Below are 24,216 nucleotides of genomic sequence, written 5' to 3'. Positions count from 1 at the left end.
ACCACGATGAGTCGGTCACACCGCCTGGGACGGCATGAATGGGTGAAACAGGTGTGTTAACGTACTGGTTCGATCACTCAGGGTTGTGACCCTGCGGGCGGGGGTGCAGGCGCGGGCGGGGGTACAGGTGCTCCGCCCGGCAGGGCGAGCATCTGGTCCAACGCCACCCGGGCGTGGTGCGCGGTGTCCGGGTCGACGGTGATCTGGTTGACCACCCGCCCCGCGACCAGCTCCTCCAGCGCCCAGACCAGGTGCGGAAGGTCGATCCGGTTCATCGTCGAGCAGTAGCAGACCGCGCGGTCCAGGAACATGACCTGCTTGTCCGGGTGGGCCAGCGCCAGACGGCGTACCAGGTTCAGTTCGGTCCCCACCGCCCACGCCGAACCGGCCGGGGCGGCCTCGATCGCCTTGATGATGTATTCGGTGGAACCGACCTGGTCGGCGGCGTTCACCACCTCGTGCCGGCACTCCGGGTGGACCAGGACGTTCACCCCCGGCACCCGGCGCCGGACGTCCTCGACGCTGTCGAGGGTGAAGCGACCGTGCACCGAGCAGTGCCCGCGCCACAGGATCATCTTCGCGTCCCGGACCTGCTGGGGGGTCAGCCCGCCGCCCGGCTTGTGCGGGTCGTAGAGCACGCAGTCGTCGAGCGACAGCCCCATCTCCAACACGGCGGTGTTGCGACCCAGGTGCTGGTCGGGCAGGAACAGGACCTTCTCGCCCTGCTGGTACGCCCACTCCAGGGCGCGCTGCGCGTTGGACGAGGTGCAGACCAGGCCGCCGTTACGCCCGACGAAGCCCTTGATGTCCGCCGAGGAGTTCATGTAGGTGACGGGCACCGTCGAATCGGCCACACCCAGGTCGGTCAGGACGTCCCAGGCCTTCTCGACCTGCGACAGCACCGCCATGTCCGCCATCGAACACCCGGCCGCCAGGTCGGGCAGGACCACCCGCTGCGCGTCGGTGGTGAGGATGTCGGCGCTCTCGGCCATGAAGTGGACGCCGCAGAAGACGATGTACTCCGCGTCGGGGCGGGCCGCCGCCTCCCGGGCCAGCTTGAACGAGTCGCCGGTGACGTCGGCGAACTGGATCACCTCGTCGCGCTGGTAGTGGTGGCCGAGCACGAAGACCTTCGTGCCCAGGGCCGCCTTCGCGGCCGTCGCCCGGGCCACCAGATCGGGGTCGCTCGGGGCGGGTAGCTCACCGGGACACTCCACGCCACGCTCGGTGGCAGGGTCGCTGCCTCGGCCGAGAAGCAGCAGGGCAGTCGCTGTGTTCGAGGGTTCCACCCAGGTCGAAGTCACCAGCCCATGGTCGCACAGCGGGGCCGCCGTGGAAGTTCCACCAGTGTGTCCTGTCACACTCATCGGCATGCGCGTGCTGCTCTGTCCGGACAAGTTCGCCGGCACCCTGCCGGCCCAGGAGGTGGCCGCTGCGGTCGCCGACGGCTGGCGGGAGGTGACCGACGGTGACGAGCTGCTGATCCGACCCCTGGCCGACGGGGGGCCGGGGTTCGTCGCGGTCCTCGCCGAGGCGCTCGGCGGGCGGCGGATCGCGGTGTCGACCGTCGACCCCCTGGGCCGCCCGGCAGCCGGTGAGTTCCTTCTCACCCCCGACGGTTCGACGGCGTACCTGGAGAGCGCCCAGGCGTGCGGGTTGCACCTGCTGACCGTCGAGGAACGCGACCCCAAGGCCACCACCTCGTACGGGCTCGGCCTGCTGATCGCCGCCGCCGTGGAGAGCGGGGCACGGACGGTGGTGATCGGGCTGGGCGGGTCGGCCACCAACGACGCCGGCGCGGGCATGCTCACCGCCCTGGGCGCGACCCCGCTGGACGAGACCGGCCTCGCCCTGCCGTACGGGGGTGCCGCGCTGGCCGCCGCCGTGGCCCTGGACGGTACGCCCCGACTGCGCGGGGTCCGGTTGGTCGCCGCCACCGACGTGGACAACCCCCTGCTCGGGCTGCACGGTGCCAGCAACGTTTACGGCCCGCAGAAGGGGGCCTCCCGTGCCGACGTCCTGCTCCTCGACGCCGCACTGGAGCGCTTCGCGGGCGTACTGGAGCGGGATCTTCCGGGCTGTCCGGCACAGCTCGGGCTCCAGCCCGGCGGCGGTGCGGCGGGTGGCCTGGGGGCGGCCGTACTCGCCCTCGGTGGGCACTGCGAATCCGGCATCGGGCTGGTCACCGGGGCGATCGGGCTCGACGCCGCACTCGACGAGTGCGACCTGGTGATCACCGGGGAGGGCTCGTTCGACCACCAGTCCCTGCGCGGGAAGGTCGTCGCCGGGGTGGCCGGTGCCGCCCGGGACCGGGGGGTCCCCTGCGTGGTGGTCGCCGGTCGGGTCAGCACCGGACGTCGGGAGTCCGCCTCGGCCGGGGTGACCGACGCGTACAGCCTGGTGGAGCACTTCGGCGGGGAGGAGCGCGGCGGCGTCGAGGCGGCCATGGGGCGACCCGCGCAGGGCCTGCGTGAGCTGGGTGCCCGCCTGGCCCGCCAGTGGAGTCGGTGAGCTGCGCCACCGGTCCCCGGACGGTTGTACGTCACGACGGTGACGTCAGCGGGGAGCGGCCTACAATTGCTGTCGGACCGCAGTGGGAATCACTGGACCGGCGGCTGACGTTGGCCAGGACGACCACACCTACGCGTGCAGGGAGAATTCCACGTGACCACGCCAGCGCAGACCGAGTCGACCGAGGCCACGGCCCCGGTATCCGTCGTCCTCACCGACGCCGCGGCGCAGAAGGTCAAGGCCCTGATCGAGCAGGACGAGAGCGGCAATGACCTGCGGCTGCGGGTGGCGGTGCAGCCCGGCGGCTGCTCCGGCCTGCGATACCAGCTCTTCTTCGACGAGCGTTCCCTCGACGGCGACGTCGTCAGCGACTTCGGTGGCGTCGAGGTCGTCGTCGACCGGATGAGCGCCCCCTACCTGGCCGGCGCGACGATCGACTTCGCCGACCGGATCGACGCCCAGGGCTTCACCATCGACAACCCCAACGCGGGCAACTCCTGCGCCTGCGGCGACTCGTTCAGCTGAGTCGACGCCTCCCGCGACACCAGGGCCGACGTCCGTACGGACGTCGGCCCTGGTCGCGTCCGTGGCCCGGATCTGGACGCCGACGACTCCCGACCGGGGGAGGGTGGACGATCCGGCGACCCTCGACCGGCCCGCGAGACGGGCCGGTAGGCTGACCCGGCCGTGCCGCCGAACCCGAGGGTTGACATGAAGATCGCCGTTACCGGCTCGATCGCCACCGACCACCTGATGAGCTTCCCCGGTCGCTTCGCCGACCAGTTCATCGCGGACCAACTCGACAAGGTGTCACTCTCCTTCCTCGTCGACGACCTGGTCCTGCGCCGGGGCGGGGTCGCCGCGAACATCGCCTTCGGGATGGGGCAGCTCGGGCTGCGCCCGGTCCTGCTCGGCGCGGTCGGCGCCGACTTCGCCGACTACCGCTCCTGGCTGGAGCGGCACGGCGTGGACTGCGAGTCGGTGCACATCAGCGAGATCGCCCACACGGCCCGCTTCGTCTGCACCACCGACACCGACATGTGCCAGATCGCCTCCTTCTACGCCGGGGCGATGGCCGAGGCCCGCAACATCGAGCTGGCCCCGGTCGCCGACCGCCTCGGCGGACTGGACCTGGTCCTGGTCGGTGCCAACGACCCGGAGGCGATGCTGCGGCACTCCACCGAGTGCCGGGAGCGGGGGTACGCCTTCGTCGCCGACCCCTCCCAGCAGCTCGCCCGGATGGAGGGCGAGGACGTGGTCGGGCTGATCGAAGGCGCCGACTACCTGATGACCAACGACTACGAGAAGTCCCTGCTGCAGAGCAAGGCCGGGCTGACCGACGACCAGCTCCTCGAACAGGTCAAGATCCGGGTCACCACGCTGGGCAAGCGCGGGGTGGAGATCGTCGGGCGGGACATCGACCCGATCCACGTACCGATCGCCAAGGAGTCCCGCGTCATGGACCCCACCGGCGTCGGCGACGGGTTCCGCGCCGGTTTCTTCGCCGCCCTCTCCTGGGATCTGGGGCTGGAGCGCAGCGCCCAGGTGGGTTCGCTGCTGGCCACCCTGGTCCTGGAGACCGTCGGCACCCAGGAGTACCAGGTCCGCCCGGACCTGTTCGTCAAGCGTCTCGCCGAGTCCTACGGTGACGCCGCCGCCGACGAGGTCCGCGCCCACCTCCTCGGCTGACCCGCCGCCGTCAGCTGCCCGCTGCCCGCTGCCCGCTGCCCGCTGCCAGCTTTCAGCTGCCCGCTGCCCGCTCTTGCTCGGCTGCCCTTTCTGCTCGGCTGCCCCGCCGCAGCCCACCCGCAGGAGATCCTGGGATCAGGTGGCCCCTTTTGGGGGGGCCGATGTGTTCCAAGATCTCCTGTCGCGGGGGAGGAAGCCGCTCAGCGCGGGTGGGGCACGGCGTGGACGAAGGCCGCCCACTGGCGCGGTGCGAAGGTCAGGCTCGGGCCCGACCGGTCCTTGCTGTCACGGACCGCCACCGGGTCGGGCAGGTACGCGCACCCGACGCAGTCGCCGTTGTTGGTGCTGCGGCTACTGGTGAACCACTGGGCGGTGGCGAGGTCAGGGTGTCCACGGCGGCCTCCGGGGTCATGCGCCGGCGGCGTACTCCCGGATCAACGCGTGCGACTCGGCGGGTGAGAGAGCGACCTGGCGCAGGTTGTCGGAGACCATGCTATGGGTCCGGACCCCGTCCGCATCCTGCACGTACGTCGCCCCGTCGAGCAGTTCGGTGTAGGCGATCGGCGGGACGTGGGCGAAGTCCAGGACGACGAATTTGCCCACCGGCGTCGCCGGATGGGACCTGTCCTGCGGTCGGAGCACCTGGACGGTGACGTTCGGCAGTTCCGACATGGCCGCGAGGTGACGCAGCTGACCCCGCCGGGTCTCGTCCCCGTTGACCCGCAGCTGCACCCCCCGGGTCTTGTCCCCGTTGACCCGCAGCCGCAGCGCCGCCTCACCGATCACCGCGTGCAGGGTCAACGGCTCGTCGTCGGTGAGCCGCCTCGCCCGGGCCTGCCGGAAGGAGACGAACCGTTCGGCGTGGTCGGGGCGGACGAAGCCGGTGCCCAGGGTCAGCGCCTGGGCGTACTCCTCGGTCTGGAGCAGTCCCGGGATCACCATGGACTCGAAGACGAACGCCTCGTCGGCCAGCCCCTCCAGTCCGACGTACGTCCTGAACCAGTCCGGCATGACGTTGGCCCAGGGTGCCCACCAGCTCCGTGCGTCGGGCGCCCGGCCAGTGCGGTGAGTCGGTCGACCGCGGACTGATCGGCACCACAGGAGTGCAGGACCGCCGCGATGTCCTCGGGGAACTGCTGGTACCGGCCCATCTCCATGTGCCCGAGCTTCGGTTGGCCGAGGCCGGTGCGTCGGGCGAATTCACTCAACGACATCGGCACGTCGCGTCTACGACTGCACCCCCTCGACGGTGATGTCTTCGCCTGGGGGCTGGCGTTCGACGACCACACCCTCCTGTGCGGGGACGACCGCCGGTCGACAGGCACTTCCACCCACCCCGAGCAGGCCGTACGTCTGTTCGCCCGGGCCGGTCGACGGCTCCGCCTGCTCTGGCTGGACTGAACCGCTCCCCGGCCTGCGTCGCTCCCCGGCCTGCCCGGCGTTGCCCGTGGTGAGAGGGGTGCCCCTCTCTACCGTAGGCGTTAACAGGGGGCCCTTCCTTGCGCTTCAGTGGGTGCGGCGGACGTCGTAGGCGGGGCCGTCGGGGCCGGTGACGGTGCCGAGGAACTCCTGGCCGCGCATCCGACACCAGGCGGGGAGGTCCACCGCGGCGGCCGGGTCGTCGGCGAGGACCCGGACGACTGTGCCCACCGGCAGGTCGGGGAGTCGACGGGCGACAGCGATCACCGGCAGCGGGCAGCGCTGGCCACGACAGTCGAGCAGTTCGGCCGGGATCGTCACAGCCCCGTCACCCCGGCCTCGGCCCGCAGGTCGGCCACGATCCCCGGCAGTTCGGCCAGGAACCGGTCCACCTCGGCCTCGGTGGTCTCCCGGTGCAGGCTGACCCGGACGTTGCCGTGCGACAGCACCCCCATCGCCTCCAGGACGTGCGACGGGCGCAGCGTCGAGGAGGTGCACGAGGAACCCGAGGAAACGGCAAAGCCCCGCCGGTCCAGGGCGTGCAGCAGCGCCTCCCCGTCGACGTACAGGCAGGAGAAGGTGACCAGGTGGGGGAGACGGTCGGTGGGGTCGCCGACCACCTCGACGTCGGGCACCTCGGCGGCGACCCGGGTCCGGATCCGGTCCACCAGCGGGGTCAGCCGGGCGGCCTGTGCCGCCGCGTCGCCCGTCACCGCCCGCAGGCTCGCCGCCGCCGCCACCACCGTCGGGAGGTTCACCGTCCCCGGGGCCCGCCCCGACTCCCGTTCGTCGGTGGGCCAGGGCGACTCCCAGCGGGTCCCCTTGCGGACCACCAGCAGCCCGACCCCGGCCGGTCCGCCCCACTTGTGGGCGCTGGCGGTCAGGATCGACCAGCCCGTCGGGACGGGTACCCGACCCACCAGTTGGGCGGCGTCGACGTGGAGGGGGACGTCGGCGGCGGCGCACTCGGCCCCCGCCGCCTCGACCGGCTGGACGGTGCCCACCTCGTGGCTCGCCCCGATCAGCGTCGCCAACGCCACCCCCGGCGCGGCGACCGCCGTCGACCAGGCGTCGCGGTCCAGTCGACCCCACCGGTCCACGGGTACGCCGACCGCCTCGCCGCCGTCTGCCACGTGCCGCTGCGCGGCATGCAGGACGGCCGAGTGTTCGATCGTCGAGTGCACCAGGACCCGGCCGACCCGGTGCCGTCCACGCAGGCCCCCGAGGACGGCGGCGTGGGCTGCGGTCGTACCGCTGGGGGTGAAGGAGAGCTCGTCGGGTCGGACCCCCAGGGTCTGCGCGGTGGCCTCCCGGGCGGCGTCGAGGAGTTGCCGGGCCCGGCGGGCCTGGGTGTAGAGCCGGGCCGGGTCGGCCCAACCGTCGTCCAGGGCGGCCAGCAGCGCCTGTCGGGCGACCGGATGCAGGGGTGCGGCGGTGGCCGTGTCCAGGTAGACCGGGGGAGCGCTCACAGGAGGCCACGCTACCGGGCGGAGCCGCCACAAGATCCCCCGACGGGACGGACAACCACCCCCAAGACCGTCCAGTCCCGCTTGGTCGAGTAATCTGCGACCGTCGGTGACGCCTTTGCCGCAGGTGTTCGAGGGGTTCAACCCGCCGCGGCGCGCTAGGGAGGCAGGACCAGGTGGTCGCAGGGAATTCGGAGGTACGGCCCGTGGCCGTGCGGCACGACGCTTCTCCGGGAGCCGGTCGACGGCGTGGTGCTGGCCGGGTCGCGGGGCTCGGTCTCGGCGCGGTGGCGCTGCTGACCACGCTCACCGGCTGCGACGTCGGTGCGGCGTTCGGCGGCTTCGGCTGGCCGCAGGGGGGTATCACCCCCGAGTCGCAGCGGATGTACGACCTCTGGATCGCCTCCTGCATCGCGGCGCTCGCCGTCGGTGTCTTCGTGTGGGGCCTGATCTTCTGGTGCGTCGTGCGCTACCGCAAGCGGGGCAACACCCTGCCGGTGCAGACCCGGTACAACCTGCCGATGGAGTTCCTCTACACCATCGCGCCGATCCTGATCGTCTCGGTGCTCTTCTACTACACCGCGATCGTGCAGACCGACGTGAACCGTGAGTCGGAGAACCCCGACGTCACAGTCGAGGTCGTCGCCTTCAAGTGGAACTGGCAGTTCAACTACCGCGACGGTCAGGGCGTCGAGGCCAACACCGTGGCGTCGACGCTGGGCACCAGCGAGGTCATCCCGGTGCTGGTCCTGCCGACGCAGCGTTCGATCCGCTTCGAGGAGACCAGCCGCGACGTCATCCACTCGTTCTGGGTGCCGGAGATGCTGTTCAAGCGGGACGTCTTCCCGGGTAACGTCCGGAACACGTTCGAGGTCTCCGAGCTGCGCACCGAGGGGGCGTACGTCGGTCGTTGCGCCGAGCTGTGCGGCAGCTACCACGCCTTCATGAACTTCGAGCTGCGGGTGGTCTCGCCGGAGCGTTACGACCAGTTCCTCGCCGCGAAGCAGGACGGCTCGTCGACGCAGGAGGCCCTCCAGGCCATCGGCGAGGAGCCGTACGCCGTCACCACCCGGCCGTTCGAAACCCGCCGTACGACGAGCAACTTCAACCCGGACAACGCGCCGGCCGGCTCGGGAAGCTGAGGGGTCAACCGATGAAGACCGAGTGGCGGATCTTCCTGATCATCGCCGCCTTCCTGGCCGGCACCGCCGTTCTCTACGGTGCCTGGACGGCGGGGGACGGCGGTGAGGTCGAGTGGATCGGTACCACGGCCCTCACCCTGTCCTTCCTGCTCTGCTCGATGTGCGGCGGCTTCTTCTGGTTCGTGTCCCGCCGTATCGATCTGCGGCCCGAGGACCGGCCCGACGGTGAGATCGCCGACGGCGCCGGGGAGATCGGCTTCTTCAGCCCGGGCAGCTACTGGCCGTTCGCGATCGCCCTGTGCACCTCGATCACCGGCCTGGGTCTGGTGTTCTGGCAGCTCTGGCTGGTCGGCACGGGTCTGGTCGCGGTGACCCTGGCGACCGCCGCGATGCTCTTCGAGTACTACAGCGGCACCCGGCGCACCGCCGAGCACTGAGTCGGCGTCGCCCGAAGCCCGCCCCCCGGTCCGTCCGGTGGCGGGCTTCGGCGTGTGTGCGTCGTGTGGCAGAGGCCCCGGGGCGTCGGACGGGCCGGGCGCAAGGACATGGCCGGACCTGTCGTCGGGTCGCGTCGGAGTGGCCTGGTCAGGCGCGCAAGGACCGGGCGGGGGAGGAGAGCCGGGTCAGGCGGAGGGGGCGAACTCGACCCACCGGTCGAGGACCTTGGCGGCGGCCCCGGAGTCGATCGCCTCGGCGGCCCGGGTCAGCCCGGCGCGCAGCACCTCCACGAGGTCCCCGTCGAGGGGACCCTGGGTGGCCAACGCCACCGCCGTGTTGACCAGGACGGCGTCGCGGACCGGCCCCGGCTCCCCGGCGAGGAGCCGCCGGGCCACGTCGGCGTTGTAGGCGGCGTCGGCACCCCGCAGGTCACCGGGGGTGCAGCGGGGTACCCCGAGGTCGACGGCGTCGAGGAGGGCCTCCCGGACGGTGCCGTTCTGGGCGACCCAGATCCGGGTGGGAGCGGCGGTGGTGAACTCGTCGAGCCCGTCCTCGCCCCGCATCACCACGGCGGAGTCCCCCCGGGCGGCGAAGACACCTGCCATCACCGGGGCCATCCGCCTGTCGAAACAGCCCACCGCGCCGGAGCGGGGGCGGGCCGGGTTCGTCAGGGGACCGAGGAAGTTGAAGGCGGTGGGTACGCCCAACTCCCGGCGCACCGGACCGGCGTGCCGCATCCCCGGGTGGAACCGGGGGGCGAAGCAGAACCCGATTCCGACCTCGGTGACGCAGCGGGCCACCTGCTCGGGGTCGAGGTCCAGCGGAACCCCGAGGAATTCGAGCAGGTCGGCGGTGCCGCAGGAGGAGGAGGCGGCCCGGTTGCCGTGCTTGACCACGCGTACCCCAGCCCCGGCCACCACCAGGGCGGTCATCGTGGAAATGTTGACGGTGTGGGCGAGGTCACCGCCGGTGCCCACCACGTCGAGGGCGGTGGCCCGGACCTCCTCGGGGAGGTCGACGGGAACGGACCGGGTGAGCATCGCCTCGACCAGTCCGCCCAACTCCGCCGAGGTCTCACCCTTGGCGCGCAGCGCCACGGCGAAGCCGGCGATCTGGGCCGGGGCCGCACCGCCGGACATGATCTCGTCCATCGCCCAGGCGGTGTCGGCGGTGGCGAGTTCTTCGCCCCGCAGCAGCGCGGCGATCAGGTGCGACCAGGTCCGTTCGCCCATGGTGGGCCTCCCGAGCGGGCGTGAGGTGCGTGTGGTGGCTGGTGCCGGCCGCCGGTCGGGCGGTCCGGGGGAGTCCGGCGACGCCTGCCGGTACCGGACCGGCCGGGCGTCGCCGTGGGGCGACTCAGGCCGGGGCGTAGGTGCGCAACAGTTGGGCGACGGTGGCGCCGGTGGTCACCGGGTCGAGCGGGTGCACCAGGGTCGCCTCGACCTCGGCGTACGCCGCGAGCCATCGGTCCGCCGCCCGGGCGATCACCAGGCAGACCGGGGGGGAGTCGTCCCGGTCGTCCTTGACCTGACGGGCCACCCCGATCCCGCCGGCCGGGGAGGCCTCCCCGTCGAGCAGCAGCAGGTGGATCTCGTAGGTGTCGACCAGACGGATGCACTCGTCGAACGTGGCGGCCTCGATGAACTCGACCTGGAGGTCGGCCGCGGGCCGGGTGCCGACGGCCAGCCGCATCTGGTCACGGATCTTCTGGTCGTCGCTGTAGAGCAGGACGGTGTAAAGACGATCGCTCATCGCTGGCTGGCTCCCACCTCGTAGCTGCCCGCCGATCGTACCGGTCGCGGTGACCGGCATCGCCCCCCGCCCGGGTGCGGGCGGGTCAGCCCGCCGTCGGCGCGGTCGGTTCCCCGGCCCTGGCTCCGGCGGGTCGCCCGACCTCCGATCCGGCGTCCGCCCCGACCTGCGCCCCGACCTCCGACCCGGGGTCGGTCCCGGTCGGGGCCTCGGGGGACGTCGCGGCGGGTCCCGGCGGGGGTTCCTGCGCCGCCGCCCGGGCCTCCTGTCTGTCGAGTTCCCGGTCGACGCGGCGGGCCTCCCGCTCGGACTGGCGTACCCACTGGACCACCAGGACCGCGAGCATCGTCACACTGACGAACTCGCCGCCGGCCCAGAGGATCCCCCCGGCCAGCACCTGGTCCTCCCACGGGTCGGCCCAGGAGAGGTTGAGGGAGGAGTACCAGTCGCCGCCGAAGAGGGTGCTGCTCTGCATCACTGTGAGGCCGAGCACCGTGTGGAACGGCACCGACAGCAGCATCAACAGCGCCCGACCGGGGTACGGCCACCGGGTGGGCATCGGGTCGAGGCCGAGCAGCGGCCAGAAGAACACGCAGCCGGTCATGATGAAGTGGGCGTGCGTCAACTCGTGCGCCCAGGTGTGCTCCAGCGTGTACCGGTACAGGTCGGTGAAGTAGAGCACGAACGGGTTGACCACGAAGATGGCGAACGCCACCAGTGGATAGCTGTAGACCTTGGCCACCCGGCTGTGCAGCACCGCCAACAGGCGTCGACGGGGGGCCAGCGGAAGGGTCCGCAGGGCCAGGGTGACCGGCGCACCCAGGGCCAGGAAGATCGGCGCGATCATGGACAGCACCATGTGCTGGACCATGTGCACCGACAGCAGGACCGTGTCGTAGGCGTGCAGCCCGCTGACGGTCACCGAGGCGATGCCGCCCAGGCCGGGGCCGATGAAGAAGACGGTCCGGGCCACCGGCCACCTGTCGCCCCGCATTCGCAGGCGGTACACCCCGTAGAGGTAGATCCCGGCGGCGAGGACCAGGCCGAGGGCCAGCCAGCTGTCCAGCCGGGTCTCGGTGAACACGGCCGTGACGGAGAACGGGGGCGGGCCGGGATCGGCGGGCGCGGCCGTCAGCTCCGGGGTGGCGGCGGCTGCCGAACTCGCCGGACCGACGGCCAGGGTCGACACGGCCTGTCGGGCGGCGGTGAGGATCGGATCGACGTGCAGCACGCTTTTCAGGCTAGGCCAGGCGAACCGGACGCCCCCCGGCGGGCCTCCAACGGCACGTCAGAGGGACAGGAGGGCGACCCCGCTGATCGCCGATCCCGGTCACGGGCAATAATGACCGCGTGACTGCGGCCCCAGCCATTGACAAGAGCCGGATCCACTCTCTGACGCGCCCCAACATGGTCAGCGTCGGCACGATCGTCTGGCTCTCCAGCGAACTCATGTTCTTCGCGGCGCTCTTCGCGATGTACTTCTCCATCCGCGCGGCGGCGCCCGAGCAGTGGGCGCAACACACGCCCGAGCTCAACATCCCGTACGCGACGACCTTCACGACGATCCTGGTGCTCTCCTCGATCACGTGTCAGATCGGCGTGTTCGCGGCGGAGCGGGGTGACGTGCACGCCCTCCGGCGCTGGTTCACGATCACCTTCGTGATGGGGTTGATCTTCCTCATCGGCCAGGTGAACGAGTACGTGACCCTGGTCAGCCACGGCATCAAGATCAACGCAGACGGGTACGGGTCGGTCTTCTACCTGACCACCGGCTTCCACGGACTGCACGTCGCCGGTGGCCTGGTCGCCTTCCTCATATTCATGGTCCGGACCACCATGGGCCGGTTCACCCCGGCCCAGGCCACCTCCGCGATCGTCGTGTCGTACTACTGGCACTTCGTGGACGTGGTGTGGATCGGGCTGTACGGCATGATCTACTGGCTGCAGTGATCTTGGCGCGGTCGTCGCGTGCCGCGCCGCTGCTCCCCTCCCGAAGCAAGGTCCCACCGGTTAAGGACACAGGTCATGACTTCTGACAACGACCGCCGAGGCGGTCTGCTCGCGCGGCTGCGCCGCGGGCGGTCCGCAGCGCCCAGCAGGGGTCGCCGACGGCTGGGCGCCGCAGTCCGGCTGATCGCCGCCCTGACCCTGGCCGGCGGCGCGTACACGCTCTTCGCCCCCGGCGTGCAGGCGCAGGAGAACCCGCCGCTGACCGGCGCCGCAGCCGAGGGCAAGGCGCTGTTCGACGTGAGCTGTGTGACCTGCCACGGGCGTAACGCGCAGGGCGTCGAGGACCGCGGACCGAGCCTGATCGGGGTGGGTGCCGCCTCGGTCGACTTCCAGGTCAGCAGCGGTCGGATGCCGATGGCCCGCCAGGAGGCCCAGGCGGGACGCAAGCCCCCGGTCTTCACCGACGAGCAGACCCGTCAGCTCGCCCAGTACGTCCAGGAGCTCGGCGGCGGTCCGGTCGTCCCCGAGGGTGACCTCTCCCGCGGTGCCGACCTGGCCGTCGGCGGAGAGCTGTACCGGATCAACTGCTCCCAGTGCCACGCCTTCTCCGGCGGCGGCGGGGCGCTCTCCTCGGGCAAGTACGCGCCGAGCCTGATGCCGGCCAGCGACCGACAGATCTACGCCGCGATGCTCAGCGGCCCGCAGAACATGCCGGTCTTCGGTGACAACCAGCTCTCGCCGCAGGAGAAGGCGGACATCATCGCCTACATCCAGCAGAGCCTGCAGAACACCCAGGACCCGGGTGGCTTCAACCTCGGGCGGTACGGGCCGTCCACCGAGGGTGTGGCCATCTTCCTGGTCGGGATCGTGGCGCTGGTCTTCGCCGCGCTGTGGATTGCAGGGAAGTCGTGATCAAGCAGATTCGTGGTGGCACTGCCGAGGTGCCGGCTGCCGGCACCGGCCGTAGGGAGGTGACTGCGTGAGCGCCCAGACCCAGACCTCGGCGCCGGGTGAACAGTTCGACGTGAACGACCCCGAGGCGACCCGGTTCGACATCCTGCGGGAGGGCGCTCGTCGGGACGACATCGAGATCGTCCACTACGAGCCGCAGTACGCCCCGGGGAGCAAGGCCGAGCGTCGACTGGTACGCGTCGTCGTCGGTCTCTTCCTGCTCACCGGCCTGGCCGCGACCGCCTTCCTGGCGATCTACATCTGGTGGCCCTGGGAGTACAGCCTGAGCCAGGGCGGGGACAGGTTCTACACCCCGCTGCTCGGGGTGACCCTGGGCGTCGCACTGCTCGCGCTCGGGTTCGGCATCCTCACCTGGGGCAAGAAGCTGCTGCCCAAGGAGGTGTCGATCCAGGACCGGCACGAGGGCGTGTACTCCGAGGAGGACCGCCGGATCACCGGCGAGACGATGCTCTACATGGCCGACGAGCTGGGGGTGCGCCGCCGTCCGCTGCTGGGCATCTCGCTGCTGGCCGGGCTGGCCCCGGTGGCGGCCGTCGCCGCCGCCCCGATCGTCGGTGGTCTGATCAAGGACCCGCACAAGAGCGGCCAGCTCACCACCACCGGGTTCGCCCCGGCCGACGGCGAACTGATCCGGTTGATCCGGGAGGACGGCCGTCCGCTGCGTCCGGCCGACATCAGCGCCGGTGGTCAGATCACCGTCTTCCCGGGGGTCAGCCACGGGGTGAGCAACCAGTACGCGAACTCGCCGACCCTGCTGATCCACCTCCGTGAGGAGGACGCGATCAAGTCGCGGGAGGCCAACGACCAGGTCGGCCACAACGACTACATGTGGGGCAACTACGTCGCCTTCTCCAAGATCTGCACGCACGCCGGCTGCCCCGCCAGCCTGTACGAGCAGCAGACCAACAGGCTGCTCTGCCCGTGCCACCAGTCACAGTTCCTGATCACTGACAACGCCAAGCCTATCTTCGGCCCGGCAAGTCGGCGGTTGCCGCAGTTGCCGATCACGGTCGACTCCGAAGGCTTCTTCGTCGCGAAGTCCGACTTCACCGAGATCGTCGGCCCGGACTTCTGGGAGCGTCCATGAAGCGTCGTAAGCTAGACGTCGCCGCGGTACCGGGCAAGGCTGCCCGGGAGCTGGACGACCGGTTCCAGGCAGCGACCCCGCTGCGGAAGCTGCTGAACAAGGTCTTCCCCGACCACTGGTCCTTCCTGCTCGGTGAGATCGCGCTCTTCTCGTTCGTCATCCTCCTGCTCACCGGCGTCTTCCTGACGTTCTTCTACGAGCCGGGGATGACGGAGGTGATCTACAACGGCAGCTACGCGCCGCTGCGTGGCACCCCGATGACTGCGGCGTACGCCTCGACCCTGGACATCTCGTTCGACGTCCGGGGCGGTCTGATCATGCGTCAGATGCACCACTGGGCGGCGCTGCTGTTCATGGCGTCGATCATCGTGCACATGATGCGGGTCTTCTTCACCGGCGCGTTCCGTAAGCCGCGGGAGACCAACTGGATCATCGGTTCGCTGCTGTTCTGGGTCGGGTTCCTGGCCGGCTTCACCGGCTACTCCCTGCCGGACGACGGCCTCTCCGGCACCGGCCTGCGGATCGCCTCGGCGATCATGCTCTCCATCCCGGTGGTCGGCACCTGGGTCACCTCGTCGGTCTTCGACGGGGACTTCCCGGGGACCATCATCATGAGCCGGTTCTTCATCGCCCACGTGCTGCTCATCCCGGGTCTGCTGGTGGCGTTGATCAGCGTCCACCTCGGGCTGGTGTTCAAGCAGAAGCACACCCAGTGGCCCGGTCCCGGCCGGACCAACAACAACGTGGTCGGCGAGCGGATGTTCCCCCGGTACGCGATCAAGCAGGGCGGCTTCTTCATGGTCGTCTTCGGCGTGGTCGCCATGATGGGTGGTCTGTTCCAGATCAACCCGCTCTGGTACTTCGGCCCGTACGAGGCGTGGGTGGTCTCGGCGGCCAGCCAGCCCGACTTCTACGTGATGTTCCTGGACGGGTCGACCCGGTTGATGCCGGCCTGGGAGCTGCACATCCCGATCGGCGACGGATACGTCATCCCACCGCTGTTCTGGCCCACCGTGGTGCTACCGGGGATCCTTGTCGCCCTGTCCCTGCTGTATCCGTTCCTGGAAGCCAGGCAGACCAAGGACTACCGCAGCCACAACCTGCTCCAGCGGCCCCGGGACGTTCCGGCCCGCAGCGGTCTCGGCGCGATGGCCCTGACGTTCTACATCATCCTGACGCTCTCCGGGGCGAACGACGTCATCGCCGACAAGTTCCACATCAGCCTGAACGCGATGACCTGGATCGGCCGGGCGGGTCTGCTCCTGCTCCCGCCGTTGGCGTACTACCTGACCTACCGGATCTGTCTGGGTCTGCAACAGCACGACCGGGAGGTTCTGGCGCACGGTGTGGAGACCGGCATCATCCGGCGGCTGCCGGACGGTCGGTTCGAGGAGGTGCACCAGCCGCTCAGCATGGGCCAGGACGGCCACGGCGAGTTGGACTACGCCGGCTGGGTGGTGCCGAAGAAGATGAACCGGCTCGGGGCGCTCGGCCCGGCCATCCGGGGCTTCTTCTACCCGATCGAGAAGCCGGCGGAGGCTCCGGTCTCACCCGGGCATCCGCCGGTGGAGCCGCGTCCCGACCGCGAGAAGATCGGCAGCGGCGACACCCGCCCCTGACCGTCAGCGACACCCCGACGGCGCCCACCGGGACCCATCCCGGTGGGCGCCGCCGTATCCGGCGGATGGCTCCACCGGGTGGTGGTGCGGGGGATCGCAGGAATATCCCGGGCCAGTGGGGTATCCGTGCGGTCCAACGAAAAGGGGGGGAAACATGTTGGGTCTCAAACGCCTCGGGCTCCTGACCGCCATGGTGGTGGTCGGGATCGCGCCGGCCGCGTCGGCTCAGGCTGCGGTGCAGCCGTCGACGCAGGACACCCAGTACCTGCAGGCGGTGCACCAGGTCAACCTGTTCGAGATCGCCTCGGGTGAGCAAGCCCAGGAAAAGGGCCAGAACCAGCAGGTCAAGGACCTGGGTAAGCAGTTCGTGACGGACCACACCGCGCTGGACGAGTCGGTGCGTAACGTCGCCAAGCAGCTCAACGTCGAGCTGCCCAACGAGCCGACCGCCGACCAGCAGGCAGTGCTGGACGAGCTGAACGGTCTCAGCGGTGCCGAGTTCGACAAGGCGTGGGTGACCGCCGAGCTGGCCGGTCACGTCCAGGCGATCCAGGCCACCCAGACGGAGATCTCGCAGGGCTCCGAGCAGTCGGTGGTCCAGCTGGCACAGGACGCCCTGCCGGTCCTCCAGACGCACTACGACGCGCTGGTGGCGCTGGCCCAGACCCTGGGCATCCCGGTTCCGCAGACCAGCGCCAGTGGCACGCCCAGCCCGGGTGCCACCACCGAGGCTCCGGCTCCGGGGGAGACCACCACCGAGGCTCCGGCCCCGGAGGGTACGGTCACCGAGTCCCCGGCCCAGCCGGAGACCACCGAGACCCCGGCGCCGGCCCAGAGCTGACGCCCCGGTCGACGTGTGGCCGGTCCACCCCGAACGGGGTGGGCCGGCCATCGCCCTGTCGGGGCGGTGTCAGTCGGCGTTGGCACCATCGCCCTGTCGGGGCGGTGTCAGTCGGCGTTGGCCAGGCCGATGGCGAAGGCCTCTTCCAGGTCGTGCTGGGAGTAGGCCCGGAAGGCGATGTGCGACTCGGTGTCGAGCACCCCGGGGACCTTGGAGATGCGTCCGGCGATCACCTGGGCGATCTGCTCGAACTCCCGGACCCGGACCACGGCGATCAGGTCGACGTGCCCGGCGACCGAGTAGACCTCGCTGACCCCGGGCAGTGCGGCCAGTGCCTCGGCCACCTCGGGGATGGAGTCGGTGGCGCAGTCGATCAGTACGATCGCGGTGATCACTGGTCCGCCCTTCGTCGTGCCCGTTACGGCCTCGGCGTGGGTGCCGACGCCGTTGACCATGCTAGACGTCCGGCGGGGGCGACGACCCGGTACCGGCCGTCGTGCCGTCCCGGGCGACGTGGGACGGGGCGGTCACTGCCGGACGGCGACTGTGAGGTCGGCCGACACCCGGATCGCGTCCCGCAGCACCTCGCCGGGGCGGACCGTCGCCCCCGGCCACACGACGGTGCGCAGGACGTCCCCGGCGATGTGGGCCCCGGCCCCGACCACCGACCGGCGGCACCGCCCGGTGACTGTGGCGCTCGGGTCGACGAGGGCGGCGTCCCCGGCGGCGTGCAGGTTGGCGGCGAGGTAGTCGGCGGGGGTCCCGGTGTCATAGAAGGCCCCCCGGTACGGCACCACGCTCAACGATCCGGTCGCCTCGGCCGGTCGCCACACCGCCCGGACCAGGTCGGCGAAGGTGGGGGGCAGGTCCCGGACCAGCCGCCAGGGCAGGACGGAGAACCCGACGAAGTGGTGGCCGTCGAAGGTGCCCGGTTCGGTGGGGTTCGGGGCGGGGCGGCCCAGCAGGCGTACCGTCTCGCCGTCCCAGCCGTCGAGGAGTGCGGCGACGTCCGGGCCGGGGTCGGCCTGCGGGTCGGCCAGGTACGCGTCGGCGTTGCCGACCAGGACGCCCCGTCCGCCGATCCAGTCCCGCAGGTTCCCGATCCCCCCGGCGGTGCCGAGTGGATCGCCCCGTTCCACTGACAGGTGGGCCCGGTGCCCGACCTGCTCCACCACCTGGTCGCCGAGGTAGCAGGCGTTGACCGCCACGGACCGGGGGCCGGTCAGACCCAACCCGGCCAGCCGGGCCAGGGCCCGGTCCAGCAGGGTGACGTTGCCGACCGGGCAGAGGGCCTTGGGCACCCGCTCGGTGAGGGGACGCAACCGGGTGCCCTCTCCGGCGGCCAGGACCACCGCGCAGACCTCCGGTGGACCGCCGGTGGTGCTCTCGCCCCCGGTCACGGTGTCGTGTCCGGCAGGGGAGGTGGGAAGTTGCCCGCCTCCGGGCCGATGCCGTAGTACCCGAGCAGGCGGGCGGTGGGCCAGCTCAGTCGGGGCAGGTCGTCCAGGGGATGCCAGGCGGCCTCGAAGACCTCGGCCCCGTCGACCTTCAGGGCGGTGGTGGAGGCGGGGACCTCGACCTCGAAGACCATGTCGACCCAGCCCTTGGCGTGCACGATCGCGTTCGGCGTGGCCGGGCGCAGCCGGGTCGGGGGCAGCCGGATCCCGGCCTCCTCGTACAGCTCCCGGGCGGCCCCCACCGCCGGGGGCTCGGCCTTCTCCAGCAGCCCGGCCGGCAGGGTCCAGCTGTGCCCGGGCGGCTGACGCAACATCAACAGCCGGCCGGCTCCGTCGGCCTCGGTGTCCCGGACCAGGGTGACCGCCCCGATGACGTACTTCGGGACGGCGAGTCGAACCAGCCGGCGGCGCACCGGGAAGGGCAGCCGGTAGAAGAGCTTGTACCCGAGGGCCCGTCCGGTGGCGCGGGTGCGGGGGATCATGCTCTCAGGCTAGTGGGGGTCCCGCGCCGTCCGGGGGGCCGGGGAGGGTTGCGACCCCCTCGGGGTCACTGCCGGTAGTCGACGAGGTCGATGAGCTGGCGAACCACCTCGTCGGGCTCCACCGTCCGGTCGACGACGGCGACCAGGAGGGTCTCCAGGTCGGGGTAGCCGAGTTCCTCGGAGAGGCGCAGCAGGGGCAGGTCGCTGGCCAGGCCCCGGTCGTGTTGCCGCAGGGCGAGTCCGATGGTGGCCCGACCGAGGCGTACCTTGTCGGCGATCGAGATCCCGGGCTCGGTGTGCTCGGCGAACCACCTGTTGATCTGCATCTGGGCGTGCGGGGACTTGACGAACTCCAGCCACTCCCGGCGTGGACCCCGGGGGGCGGCCTCGGCCTCGAACCCGCTCTGGGACCCGTTCTCGGTGAAGATCTCCACCACGTCGCCCTCGTCAAGTTCGGAGGAGAGCGGGGCCAGTCGGCCGTTGATCCGGGTCGCCAGACAGTGGTCCCCCCGGTCACTGCCCAACTCGTACGCCAGGTCGACCGGGGTGGCCCCGGCCGGCAGGAGAACCTGTCGGCCCTCGGCGAAGACCTGGATCTGGGCCTCGGCGAGGTCACACCGCAGGGATTCGAGGAACTGGGCCGGGTCCGGGGCGTCCTGCTCCCAGTCGAGCACCCGCCGCAGCCAGTCGAGCTGGTCGGCCTGGGCGGCGGCCCGCCCCTTGGCCTTCGGGAACCGGAAGTCGGCGGCGATGCCGTACTCGGCCGACCGGTGCATCTCGGTGGTCCGGATCAGCACCTCGACGGTCCGGTTCACCGGCCCGCAGACGCTGGTGTGCAGGGACCGGTAGAGGTTGTTCTTCGGCGAGGCGATGAAGTCCTTGAAGCGTCCCGGCACCGGGCGCCACACCCCGTGGATCGCGCCCAGGGCGGCGTAACAGTCGGTCGCCGGGCCGTCCACCACGACCTCGATCCGGGGCAGGTCGAAGGGGATGCCGTGCCCACCGGCGACGGTGTCCTTCCAGATCGAGTAGAGGTGCCGGGGGCGGGGGGCGACCTGGGCGGTGACCCGGTCGCGGCGCAGTGCCGCCCGGGCCCTGGTGACCACGTTGCCCAGGTACGAGTCCCAGCCGGGCCGGTCGTGCACGTGCCGGGCGATCCGGGCGTGCTCCTCGGGCTCCAGGTGCAGCAGCACCACGTCGTCAAGCTCCCGTTTGAGGGTCTGGATGCCGAGCCGGTCGCAGAGCGGCACCAGCACGTCCAGGGTCTTGCGGGCGATCCGTTCCCGACTGGCCGCCGAGCGGACCCCGAGGGTACGCATGTTGTGCAGCCGGTCGGCCAGCTTGATGATCAGCACCCGGACGTCCTTGCCGGCCGCGATGATCATCTTTCGGGTGGTCTCGGCCTCGGCGGCCTTGCCGTAGAACGCCTTGTCGAACTTGGTCACCCCGTCGACGAGGTGGGCCACCTCGGGGCCGAAGTCGTCGGCGAGGGCCTGGAGGGTGTAGCGGGTGTCCTCGACCGTGTCGTGCAGCAGCGCCGCCACCAGGGTGGTGGTGTCCATGCCCAGGTCGGCGCAGATCTCCGCGACCGCCAACGGGTGGGTGATGTACGGCTCGCCGCTCTTGCGGAACTGCCCCCGGTGCATGTTCTCGGCGATCGAGTACGCCCGACGCAGCACCGACGCGTCGGCGCTGGTGTGGATGCCGCGATGGGTGCGGACCAGGTGGTGGACCGGCTCGGCCTCGTTGGTCGGCCAGGTCAGCAGCGAACGTAGGCGGCGTGTCAGGGGCAGCTCACCCGGCTGGTTGGACAACGCGCCACCCAGGGCGGCCCCGCGTCCGGCGTCGACGTCCACGTGGGACACCTCCTCACCCCGCCCCGGCCCACCGGACTCCGGTAACCGGAAGCAGGCCCACGAATCGGGCAGGACTGCACTCTCTTAACAGCCTAAGTGAGTCGGGGTCGTCCGAATGGTCACTTGCTCATGGGCGTTCGGTCGAGACTTTGGTGGGATCCGGCGGCCTCCGCCCTGACCAGCAGTTCCCGGAACCGCCCCGCCCCCGCCACCGGCGAGGCCCATCCCGAGGTCATCTCCACCAACCGGGTCTCGGGCCGCTCCAACCAGGACAGGATCCGCTCGGACTCCTCGGCCGTGGCGGCCGGCACCGGGCCATGGCCGGGCGACACCGTCTCCGCCGTCGCCCTGATCACCTCGAAGGGGCGTCGCGGGTGGACACCGGCCGGACAGATCCCGGCTCCGGCGAGCCGACCGTGCCGGACCAGCGCCAACTCCCAACCGCCCCCGGGGGCCGGACGGGCGGCGGCCACCTCGGCGATCCCGGTCAGCGCGGCCAGGCGCTGCATCCGTACCGCCGCCCGTAGGACCGCCACCAGGCGGGACCGGGTCACCCCGGCCTCCTCGTACCGCTGGTCGGCGCTGAGCCGTTCGATCCGGGCCAGCAGCGCGGTCACCACCGGCTGCGGGTCCCCGGTGGTGGCGGTGCGGAACGGGTCGACGGCGCTGTGGGCGTACTCCTGCGGGGTGATCCGGTGCTCGCAGGGGGCCGGGCAGCGACCCAGCTCGGCCAGCGCGCACGCCGGGGTGACGGTCCGCAACGACAACCGGTGGGTGCACTGGCGCAGCGCGAGGGCGTCGTGGAACCCGGCCGCCGCCAGTTCCGCGGCCCGCCGGGAACCGAACGGTCCGAGGTAGGCGTCGTCGCCGGGGGAGATCCCCCGGGCCACCGACAACCGGGGGTACGGCCCGTCGGTCAGCTTCAACCAGACCGCCCGCTCCGGGTACTTCGAACGTCGGTTGTACGGCGGTGCGTGGGCGGCGATCAACCGGAGCTCCCGGACCTCCGCCTCCAGGGGGTGCGCGCACTCCACCGCCTCCACCCGCTGCGCGGCGGCGAGCATCTCCGAGATCCGGGCCCGTTTCTCGCCGGCGGTGAAGTAGCTGCGGACCCGGGTGGCGATGTCGCCGGAGGTGCCCACGTAGAGCGGTCGGTCGTCGGCGGCCCGGAAGATGTAGACCCCGGGGACCTTCGGCAGCCCCTCGGCGAGGTGCCGCTTGCGCCGCTGGGTCGGGGTGACCGCCCGGGCGAACTCGATCGCCTCGCCGATGGTGTCCACCCGGTGTCCGCCGAGGCGGGCGATCAGCCCGTGCAGGACGTCGACTGTGGCCCTGGCGTCGTCGAGGGCACGGTGGGTCGGCTGGGTCGTCGTCCGGAAGTAGGCAGCCAGGGTGCCGAGCTTGCGGTTGGGCACCTCGTCGCGGGTGAGCACCCGCCGGGCCAGGGCGGCGGTGTCCAGGACCCGGGGGTTGGGCCACCGGTGACCGTGCCGGGCGCAGGCGGCCTTGAGGAACCCCACGTCGTACGGCGCGTTGTGGGCGACCAGTACCGCGTCGCCGAGGAACTCCAGCAGGCTCGGCAACACCTGCTCGACGGGGGGCGCCGGCAGCAGCATGGCCTGGGTGATACCGGTCAGGACGGTGATGAACGGCGGGATCGGCACCCCCGGATCGACCAGGGTGGCCAGCACCCCCAGTTCCTCGCCGCCACGGACCTTCACCGCGCCGATCTCCGTGATGCCCCCGCCGTCCGGCGCGCCGCCGGTGGTCTCCAGATCGAGGACCACGAAGGTCGTCGCGTGCAGCGGGAGCGCCGGATCGACCCCGGAGCCGTAGGGGTCGACACCGGCGAGGGTCTGCTGGACGTACTCACCACCTGTCACCTGCGGCACCGTAACGCCCTGGTCCGACACTCCTGCCCCACCGGTCCCGCAGACCCCACAGGTATACGATGAGAGATCGGCTCACTCACCGGGCGGTGGGCCCTGCCCCGGTGGGAGACTTGCCAGATGCCCCTCACCGAGCCTCACGACGACAACCTCGACCCCGACCCGGTCGAGCCGGAGTCGGTGGCCGAGCAGGTGACGGGGGCGCACGAGGCGGAGCCGGTGCTGCCCGAGCCGGTCCGGCAGCGGATCATCGCCCTGACCGCCACGGTCCTGCCCGGTCTCCCCGGCGACGAGGTGCCGGTGCCGCTGCGCCGGGTGGCGAAGTTCGCCCCGAACCGACGGGCCCGACTCGGTGCCTCGATGATCGCCGCCCAGCTCACCGGCGACCCGCTGTTCCGGCAACGGGTCGCCACCCGGGTCCTCACCGAGGCCGGTGACCTGGGGGCGGCGGTCGTCGAGGGGACCGCCCCGGCCGCAGCCGACCCGGTCGAGGTGGCCGCCCTGGCCTACCTGGCCAGGCCGGCGGGGTGGCGGGACCTGATCGAGTCCAGCGGCGCGGCGGTCCGGGCCGAGTCGGACAGCGCGGTCGTCGCCGAACTGGTCCGGGAGGCCGAACAGCGGGCCACCCGGGCCGAACACGACCGGACCGTGGCCCGGGTCGAGGCGGACAAACTCCGCGACGAGCTGGCCCGGGTCCGGGAGGAACTGGGGCAGTTGCGCGAGGAGTCCCGGCAGTTGAGCCGTACCCTGCGGGAGACCCAGGGTCGGGAGCGCAAGGCCACCGAGCTGCTCGCCACCGAGCGGGGCCGGGCCGCCCGGGCGGCGGCCGACGTCGACGCCGAGCTGCGCCGGGTCCGCGCCCGGCTGGCCGAGGCCGAGGCTGCCGCCGGGGTGGCAAAGGCCAACGCCAAGGAGGCCCGGTCGGTCGACGACGCCCGGCTCTGGCTGCTGCTGGAGACGATCGGACAGGCAGCCGTCGGGTTGCGCCGGGAGCTGGCCCTGGACCCGGTCCTGAAGCTGCCCGCCGACTTCGTGGCCGAGAGCTGCGCCGAGACGACCGGCGCCAACGCGTCGGCGGACACCCGTGCCCGGGACACCGACGACCCCGCCCGGCTGGACCAGCTGCTCGCCCTGCCCCGGGCGCACCTCGTCGTCGACGGGTACAACGTCACCAAACGCGGTTTCGGCGAGATGTCCCTCGAACAGCAGCGCAAGCGGTTGATCACCGGGTTGGGTGGCATCGCCGCGCAGACCGGCGACGAGATCACAGTGGTCTTCGACGGTGCCGAACGGATCCACGGGCTGCCCCCCACCCCACGCGGGGTCCGGGTGCTCTTCTCCCGCAAGGGGGAGACAGCGGACGAGCTGATCCGCCGACTGGTGCGCGCCGAACCGTCCGGCCGACCGGTGGTGGTGGTCTCCTCCGACCGGGAGGTCGCCGACGGGGTACGCCGACACGGCGCGTACCCGTTGGGGGCGGACTCCCTGCTGCGGCGGCTGGCCCGCTCCTGACCGCCCGACCGGCCCGGGAGTCCGGCCCGTGCGGGGCGTCTCCGGGGTCCACCCGGCGGGCAATAGGATGGGCGCTCACGGCAGGAGGAGCGGCATGACCCGGGTACGGCGCGACGGTGACGGACCCGTGTCCG

Annotated in this window: 24 protein-coding genes and 2 pseudogenes; 12 read left to right on the top strand and 14 right to left on the bottom strand. The window is 71.4% G+C overall.

Annotation, left to right across the window (positions count from 1 at the left end; translation table 11 throughout):
- Nucleotides 1-77 precede the first annotated feature (77 nt).
- The gene (nadA, locus tag ABT336_RS08110; RefSeq protein WP_350895797.1) at nt 78-1,304 is read right to left on the bottom strand and encodes a quinolinate synthase NadA; all 1,227 of its coding nucleotides are present in this window, start codon (nt 1,302-1,304) and stop codon (nt 78-80) included.
- A 67-nt stretch (nt 1,305-1,371) separates the two neighbouring features.
- Here nadA and ABT336_RS08105 point away from each other — a divergent pair, with 67 nt between their 5' ends.
- The 3 genes from ABT336_RS08105 to ABT336_RS08095 all read left to right on the top strand — a co-directional run bounded on the left by ABT336_RS08105 (nt 1,372) and on the right by ABT336_RS08095 (nt 4,200).
- Nucleotides 1,372-2,511, top strand: coding sequence for a glycerate kinase family protein (locus ABT336_RS08105; RefSeq protein WP_350895796.1), 1,140 nt, complete (start codon nt 1,372-1,374; stop codon nt 2,509-2,511).
- A gap of 153 nt (nt 2,512-2,664) precedes the next feature.
- Nucleotides 2,665-3,036: an iron-sulfur cluster insertion protein ErpA gene (gene erpA / locus ABT336_RS08100; RefSeq protein ID WP_350895795.1), complete on the top strand. Its 372-nt coding sequence runs from the start codon at nt 2,665-2,667 to the stop codon at nt 3,034-3,036.
- 186 nt (nt 3,037-3,222) lie between these two features.
- Nucleotides 3,223-4,200, top strand: a complete 978-nt coding sequence (locus ABT336_RS08095; protein ID WP_350895794.1) for a carbohydrate kinase family protein — start codon at nt 3,223-3,225, stop codon at nt 4,198-4,200.
- Between the two features lie 200 nt (nt 4,201-4,400).
- Here ABT336_RS08095 and ABT336_RS08090 read toward each other — a convergent pair.
- From ABT336_RS08090 to ABT336_RS27490, 3 genes and pseudogenes are all read right to left on the bottom strand, one after another.
- Nucleotides 4,401-4,559 (bottom strand): annotated as a pseudogene (locus ABT336_RS08090) (DUF397 domain-containing protein); the annotation flags it as partial.
- A 49-nt stretch (nt 4,560-4,608) separates the two neighbouring features.
- Nucleotides 4,609-5,211 (bottom strand): DUF5753 domain-containing protein, encoded by a 603-nt coding sequence (locus tag ABT336_RS08085; protein ID WP_350895793.1) that lies wholly within the window; start codon nt 5,209-5,211, stop codon nt 4,609-4,611.
- Entirely contained in the window at nt 5,136-5,414 is a 279-nt protein-coding gene (locus ABT336_RS27490) for a helix-turn-helix domain-containing protein (protein WP_502891135.1), read from the bottom strand. Before ABT336_RS27490 ends, ABT336_RS08085 begins: the two co-directional genes overlap by 76 nt.
- On the opposite strand from ABT336_RS27490, the gene ABT336_RS08080 reads away from it, so the two are divergent.
- A complete protein-coding gene (locus tag ABT336_RS08080; RefSeq protein WP_350895792.1) occupies nt 5,320-5,601 on the top strand; it encodes a hypothetical protein in 282 nt (93 codons plus the stop codon). The two genes, ABT336_RS27490 and ABT336_RS08080, sit on opposite strands and share 95 nt — an antisense overlap.
- A 105-nt stretch (nt 5,602-5,706) precedes the next feature.
- Here ABT336_RS08080 and ABT336_RS08075 read toward each other — a convergent pair whose 3' ends face one another.
- Together ABT336_RS08075 and ABT336_RS08070 are read right to left on the bottom strand one after the other, a co-directional pair.
- Entirely contained in the window at nt 5,707-5,940 is a 234-nt protein-coding gene (locus tag ABT336_RS08075; protein ID WP_350895791.1) for a sulfurtransferase TusA family protein, read from the bottom strand.
- Nucleotides 5,937-7,088 (bottom strand): cysteine desulfurase family protein, encoded by a 1,152-nt coding sequence (locus tag ABT336_RS08070; protein WP_350895790.1) that lies wholly within the window; start codon nt 7,086-7,088, stop codon nt 5,937-5,939. Before ABT336_RS08070 ends, ABT336_RS08075 begins: the two co-directional genes overlap by 4 nt.
- A 173-nt stretch (nt 7,089-7,261) precedes the next feature.
- Here ABT336_RS08070 and ctaC point away from each other — a divergent pair, with 173 nt between their 5' ends.
- Nucleotides 7,262-8,227 carry an aa3-type cytochrome oxidase subunit II gene (gene ctaC, locus ABT336_RS08065; protein ID WP_350895789.1) on the top strand — a complete coding sequence of 322 codons (966 nt, stop codon included), beginning with the start codon at nt 7,262-7,264 and terminating at the stop codon, nt 8,225-8,227.
- A gap of 11 nt (nt 8,228-8,238) precedes the next feature.
- Entirely contained in the window at nt 8,239-8,664 is a 426-nt protein-coding gene (locus ABT336_RS08060) for a cytochrome c oxidase subunit 4 (protein WP_350895788.1), read from the top strand.
- Nucleotides 8,665-8,850: 186 nt separating this feature from the next.
- On the opposite strand, the gene trpD is transcribed toward ABT336_RS08060, so the two are convergent.
- The 3 genes and pseudogenes from trpD to ABT336_RS08045 all read right to left on the bottom strand — a co-directional run.
- Nucleotides 8,851-9,897, bottom strand: coding sequence for an anthranilate phosphoribosyltransferase (trpD, locus tag ABT336_RS08055; RefSeq protein WP_350895787.1), 1,047 nt, complete (start codon nt 9,895-9,897; stop codon nt 8,851-8,853).
- Between the two features lie 124 nt (nt 9,898-10,021).
- Entirely contained in the window at nt 10,022-10,417 is a 396-nt protein-coding gene (locus ABT336_RS08050; RefSeq protein ID WP_350895786.1) for a hypothetical protein, read from the bottom strand.
- A gap of 241 nt (nt 10,418-10,658) precedes the next feature.
- A pseudogene (locus ABT336_RS08045) lies at nt 10,659-11,597 on the bottom strand (cytochrome c oxidase assembly protein); the annotation flags it as partial.
- A gap of 170 nt (nt 11,598-11,767) precedes the next feature.
- Between ABT336_RS08045 and ctaE the strand changes: the two are divergent.
- The 5 genes from ctaE to ABT336_RS08020 all read left to right on the top strand — a co-directional run bounded on the left by ctaE (nt 11,768) and on the right by ABT336_RS08020 (nt 16,886).
- Nucleotides 11,768-12,367, top strand: a complete 600-nt coding sequence (gene ctaE, locus ABT336_RS08040) for an aa3-type cytochrome oxidase subunit III (protein ID WP_350895785.1) — start codon at nt 11,768-11,770, stop codon at nt 12,365-12,367.
- 75 nt (nt 12,368-12,442) lie between these two features.
- Entirely contained in the window at nt 12,443-13,279 is an 837-nt protein-coding gene (qcrC, locus tag ABT336_RS08035) for a cytochrome bc1 complex diheme cytochrome c subunit (RefSeq protein WP_350895784.1), read from the top strand.
- Nucleotides 13,280-13,346: 67 nt separating this feature from the next.
- A complete protein-coding gene (gene qcrA / locus ABT336_RS08030) occupies nt 13,347-14,426 on the top strand; it encodes a cytochrome bc1 complex Rieske iron-sulfur subunit (protein ID WP_350895783.1) in 1,080 nt (359 codons plus the stop codon).
- Complete coding sequence (gene qcrB, locus ABT336_RS08025) at nt 14,423-16,045, top strand: cytochrome bc1 complex cytochrome b subunit (RefSeq protein ID WP_350895782.1); 1,623 nt, start codon at nt 14,423-14,425, stop codon at nt 16,043-16,045. Before qcrA ends, qcrB begins: the two co-directional genes overlap by 4 nt.
- Nucleotides 16,046-16,199: 154 nt before the next feature.
- A complete protein-coding gene (locus ABT336_RS08020; RefSeq protein WP_350895781.1) occupies nt 16,200-16,886 on the top strand; it encodes a DUF4142 domain-containing protein in 687 nt (228 codons plus the stop codon).
- A 107-nt stretch (nt 16,887-16,993) separates the two neighbouring features.
- Here the strand turns inward: ABT336_RS08020 and ABT336_RS08015 are convergent, their stop codons facing one another.
- The 5 genes from ABT336_RS08015 to ABT336_RS07995 form a co-directional block, all read right to left on the bottom strand.
- Nucleotides 16,994-17,281, bottom strand: coding sequence for an Lrp/AsnC family transcriptional regulator (locus ABT336_RS08015; RefSeq protein ID WP_350895780.1), 288 nt, complete (start codon nt 17,279-17,281; stop codon nt 16,994-16,996).
- Nucleotides 17,282-17,413: 132 nt separating this feature from the next.
- Nucleotides 17,414-18,286 (bottom strand): nucleotidyltransferase family protein, encoded by an 873-nt coding sequence (locus tag ABT336_RS08010; RefSeq protein ID WP_350895779.1) that lies wholly within the window; start codon nt 18,284-18,286, stop codon nt 17,414-17,416.
- Complete coding sequence (locus ABT336_RS08005; protein WP_350895778.1) at nt 18,283-18,825, bottom strand: NUDIX hydrolase; 543 nt, start codon at nt 18,823-18,825, stop codon at nt 18,283-18,285. Before ABT336_RS08005 ends, ABT336_RS08010 begins: the two co-directional genes overlap by 4 nt.
- A 65-nt stretch (nt 18,826-18,890) precedes the next feature.
- Nucleotides 18,891-20,681 carry a RelA/SpoT family protein gene (locus tag ABT336_RS08000; protein ID WP_350895809.1) on the bottom strand — a complete coding sequence of 597 codons (1,791 nt, stop codon included), beginning with the start codon at nt 20,679-20,681 and terminating at the stop codon, nt 18,891-18,893.
- Nucleotides 20,682-20,800: 119 nt separating this feature from the next.
- A complete protein-coding gene (locus tag ABT336_RS07995; protein ID WP_350895777.1) occupies nt 20,801-22,564 on the bottom strand; it encodes a DEDD exonuclease domain-containing protein in 1,764 nt (587 codons plus the stop codon).
- 186 nt (nt 22,565-22,750) lie between these two features.
- On the opposite strand from ABT336_RS07995, the gene ABT336_RS07990 reads away from it, so the two are divergent.
- On the top strand, nt 22,751-24,082 hold the full coding sequence (locus tag ABT336_RS07990; protein WP_502891134.1) for an NYN domain-containing protein: 1,332 nt from the start codon (nt 22,751-22,753) through the stop codon (nt 24,080-24,082).
- Nucleotides 24,083-24,216 lie beyond the last annotated feature (134 nt).

This window comes from Micromonospora sp. NPDC000207 (assembly GCF_040300925.1).
GTDB lineage: Bacteria > Actinomycetota > Actinomycetes > Mycobacteriales > Micromonosporaceae > Micromonospora.
This window is presented reverse-complemented; position numbering and strand designations above follow the sequence as displayed.

Coding starts and splice junctions, on each gene's coding strand:
- ABT336_RS08105 (WP_350895796.1), top strand. CDS start 1,372: ATGCGCGTGCTGCTCTGTCCGGACAAGTTCGCCGGCACCCTGCCGGCC.
- ABT336_RS08095 (WP_350895794.1), top strand. CDS start 3,223: ATGAAGATCGCCGTTACCGGCTCGATCGCCACCGACCACCTGATGAGC.
- ABT336_RS08085 (WP_350895793.1), bottom strand. CDS start 5,211: ATGCCGGACTGGTTCAGGACGTACGTCGGACTGGAGGGGCTGGCCGAC.
- ABT336_RS08080 (WP_350895792.1), top strand. CDS start 5,320: ATGTCCTCGGGGAACTGCTGGTACCGGCCCATCTCCATGTGCCCGAGC.
- ABT336_RS27490 (WP_502891135.1), bottom strand. CDS start 5,414: ATGTCGTTGAGTGAATTCGCCCGACGCACCGGCCTCGGCCAACCGAAG.
- ABT336_RS08060 (WP_350895788.1), top strand. CDS start 8,239: ATGAAGACCGAGTGGCGGATCTTCCTGATCATCGCCGCCTTCCTGGCC.
- trpD (WP_350895787.1), bottom strand. CDS start 9,897: ATGGGCGAACGGACCTGGTCGCACCTGATCGCCGCGCTGCTGCGGGGC.
- ABT336_RS08050 (WP_350895786.1), bottom strand. CDS start 10,417: ATGAGCGATCGTCTTTACACCGTCCTGCTCTACAGCGACGACCAGAAG.
- qcrC (WP_350895784.1), top strand. CDS start 12,443: ATGACTTCTGACAACGACCGCCGAGGCGGTCTGCTCGCGCGGCTGCGC.
- qcrB (WP_350895782.1), top strand. CDS start 14,423: ATGAAGCGTCGTAAGCTAGACGTCGCCGCGGTACCGGGCAAGGCTGCC.
- ABT336_RS08020 (WP_350895781.1), top strand. CDS start 16,200: ATGTTGGGTCTCAAACGCCTCGGGCTCCTGACCGCCATGGTGGTGGTC.
- ABT336_RS08005 (WP_350895778.1), bottom strand. CDS start 18,825: ATGATCCCCCGCACCCGCGCCACCGGACGGGCCCTCGGGTACAAGCTC.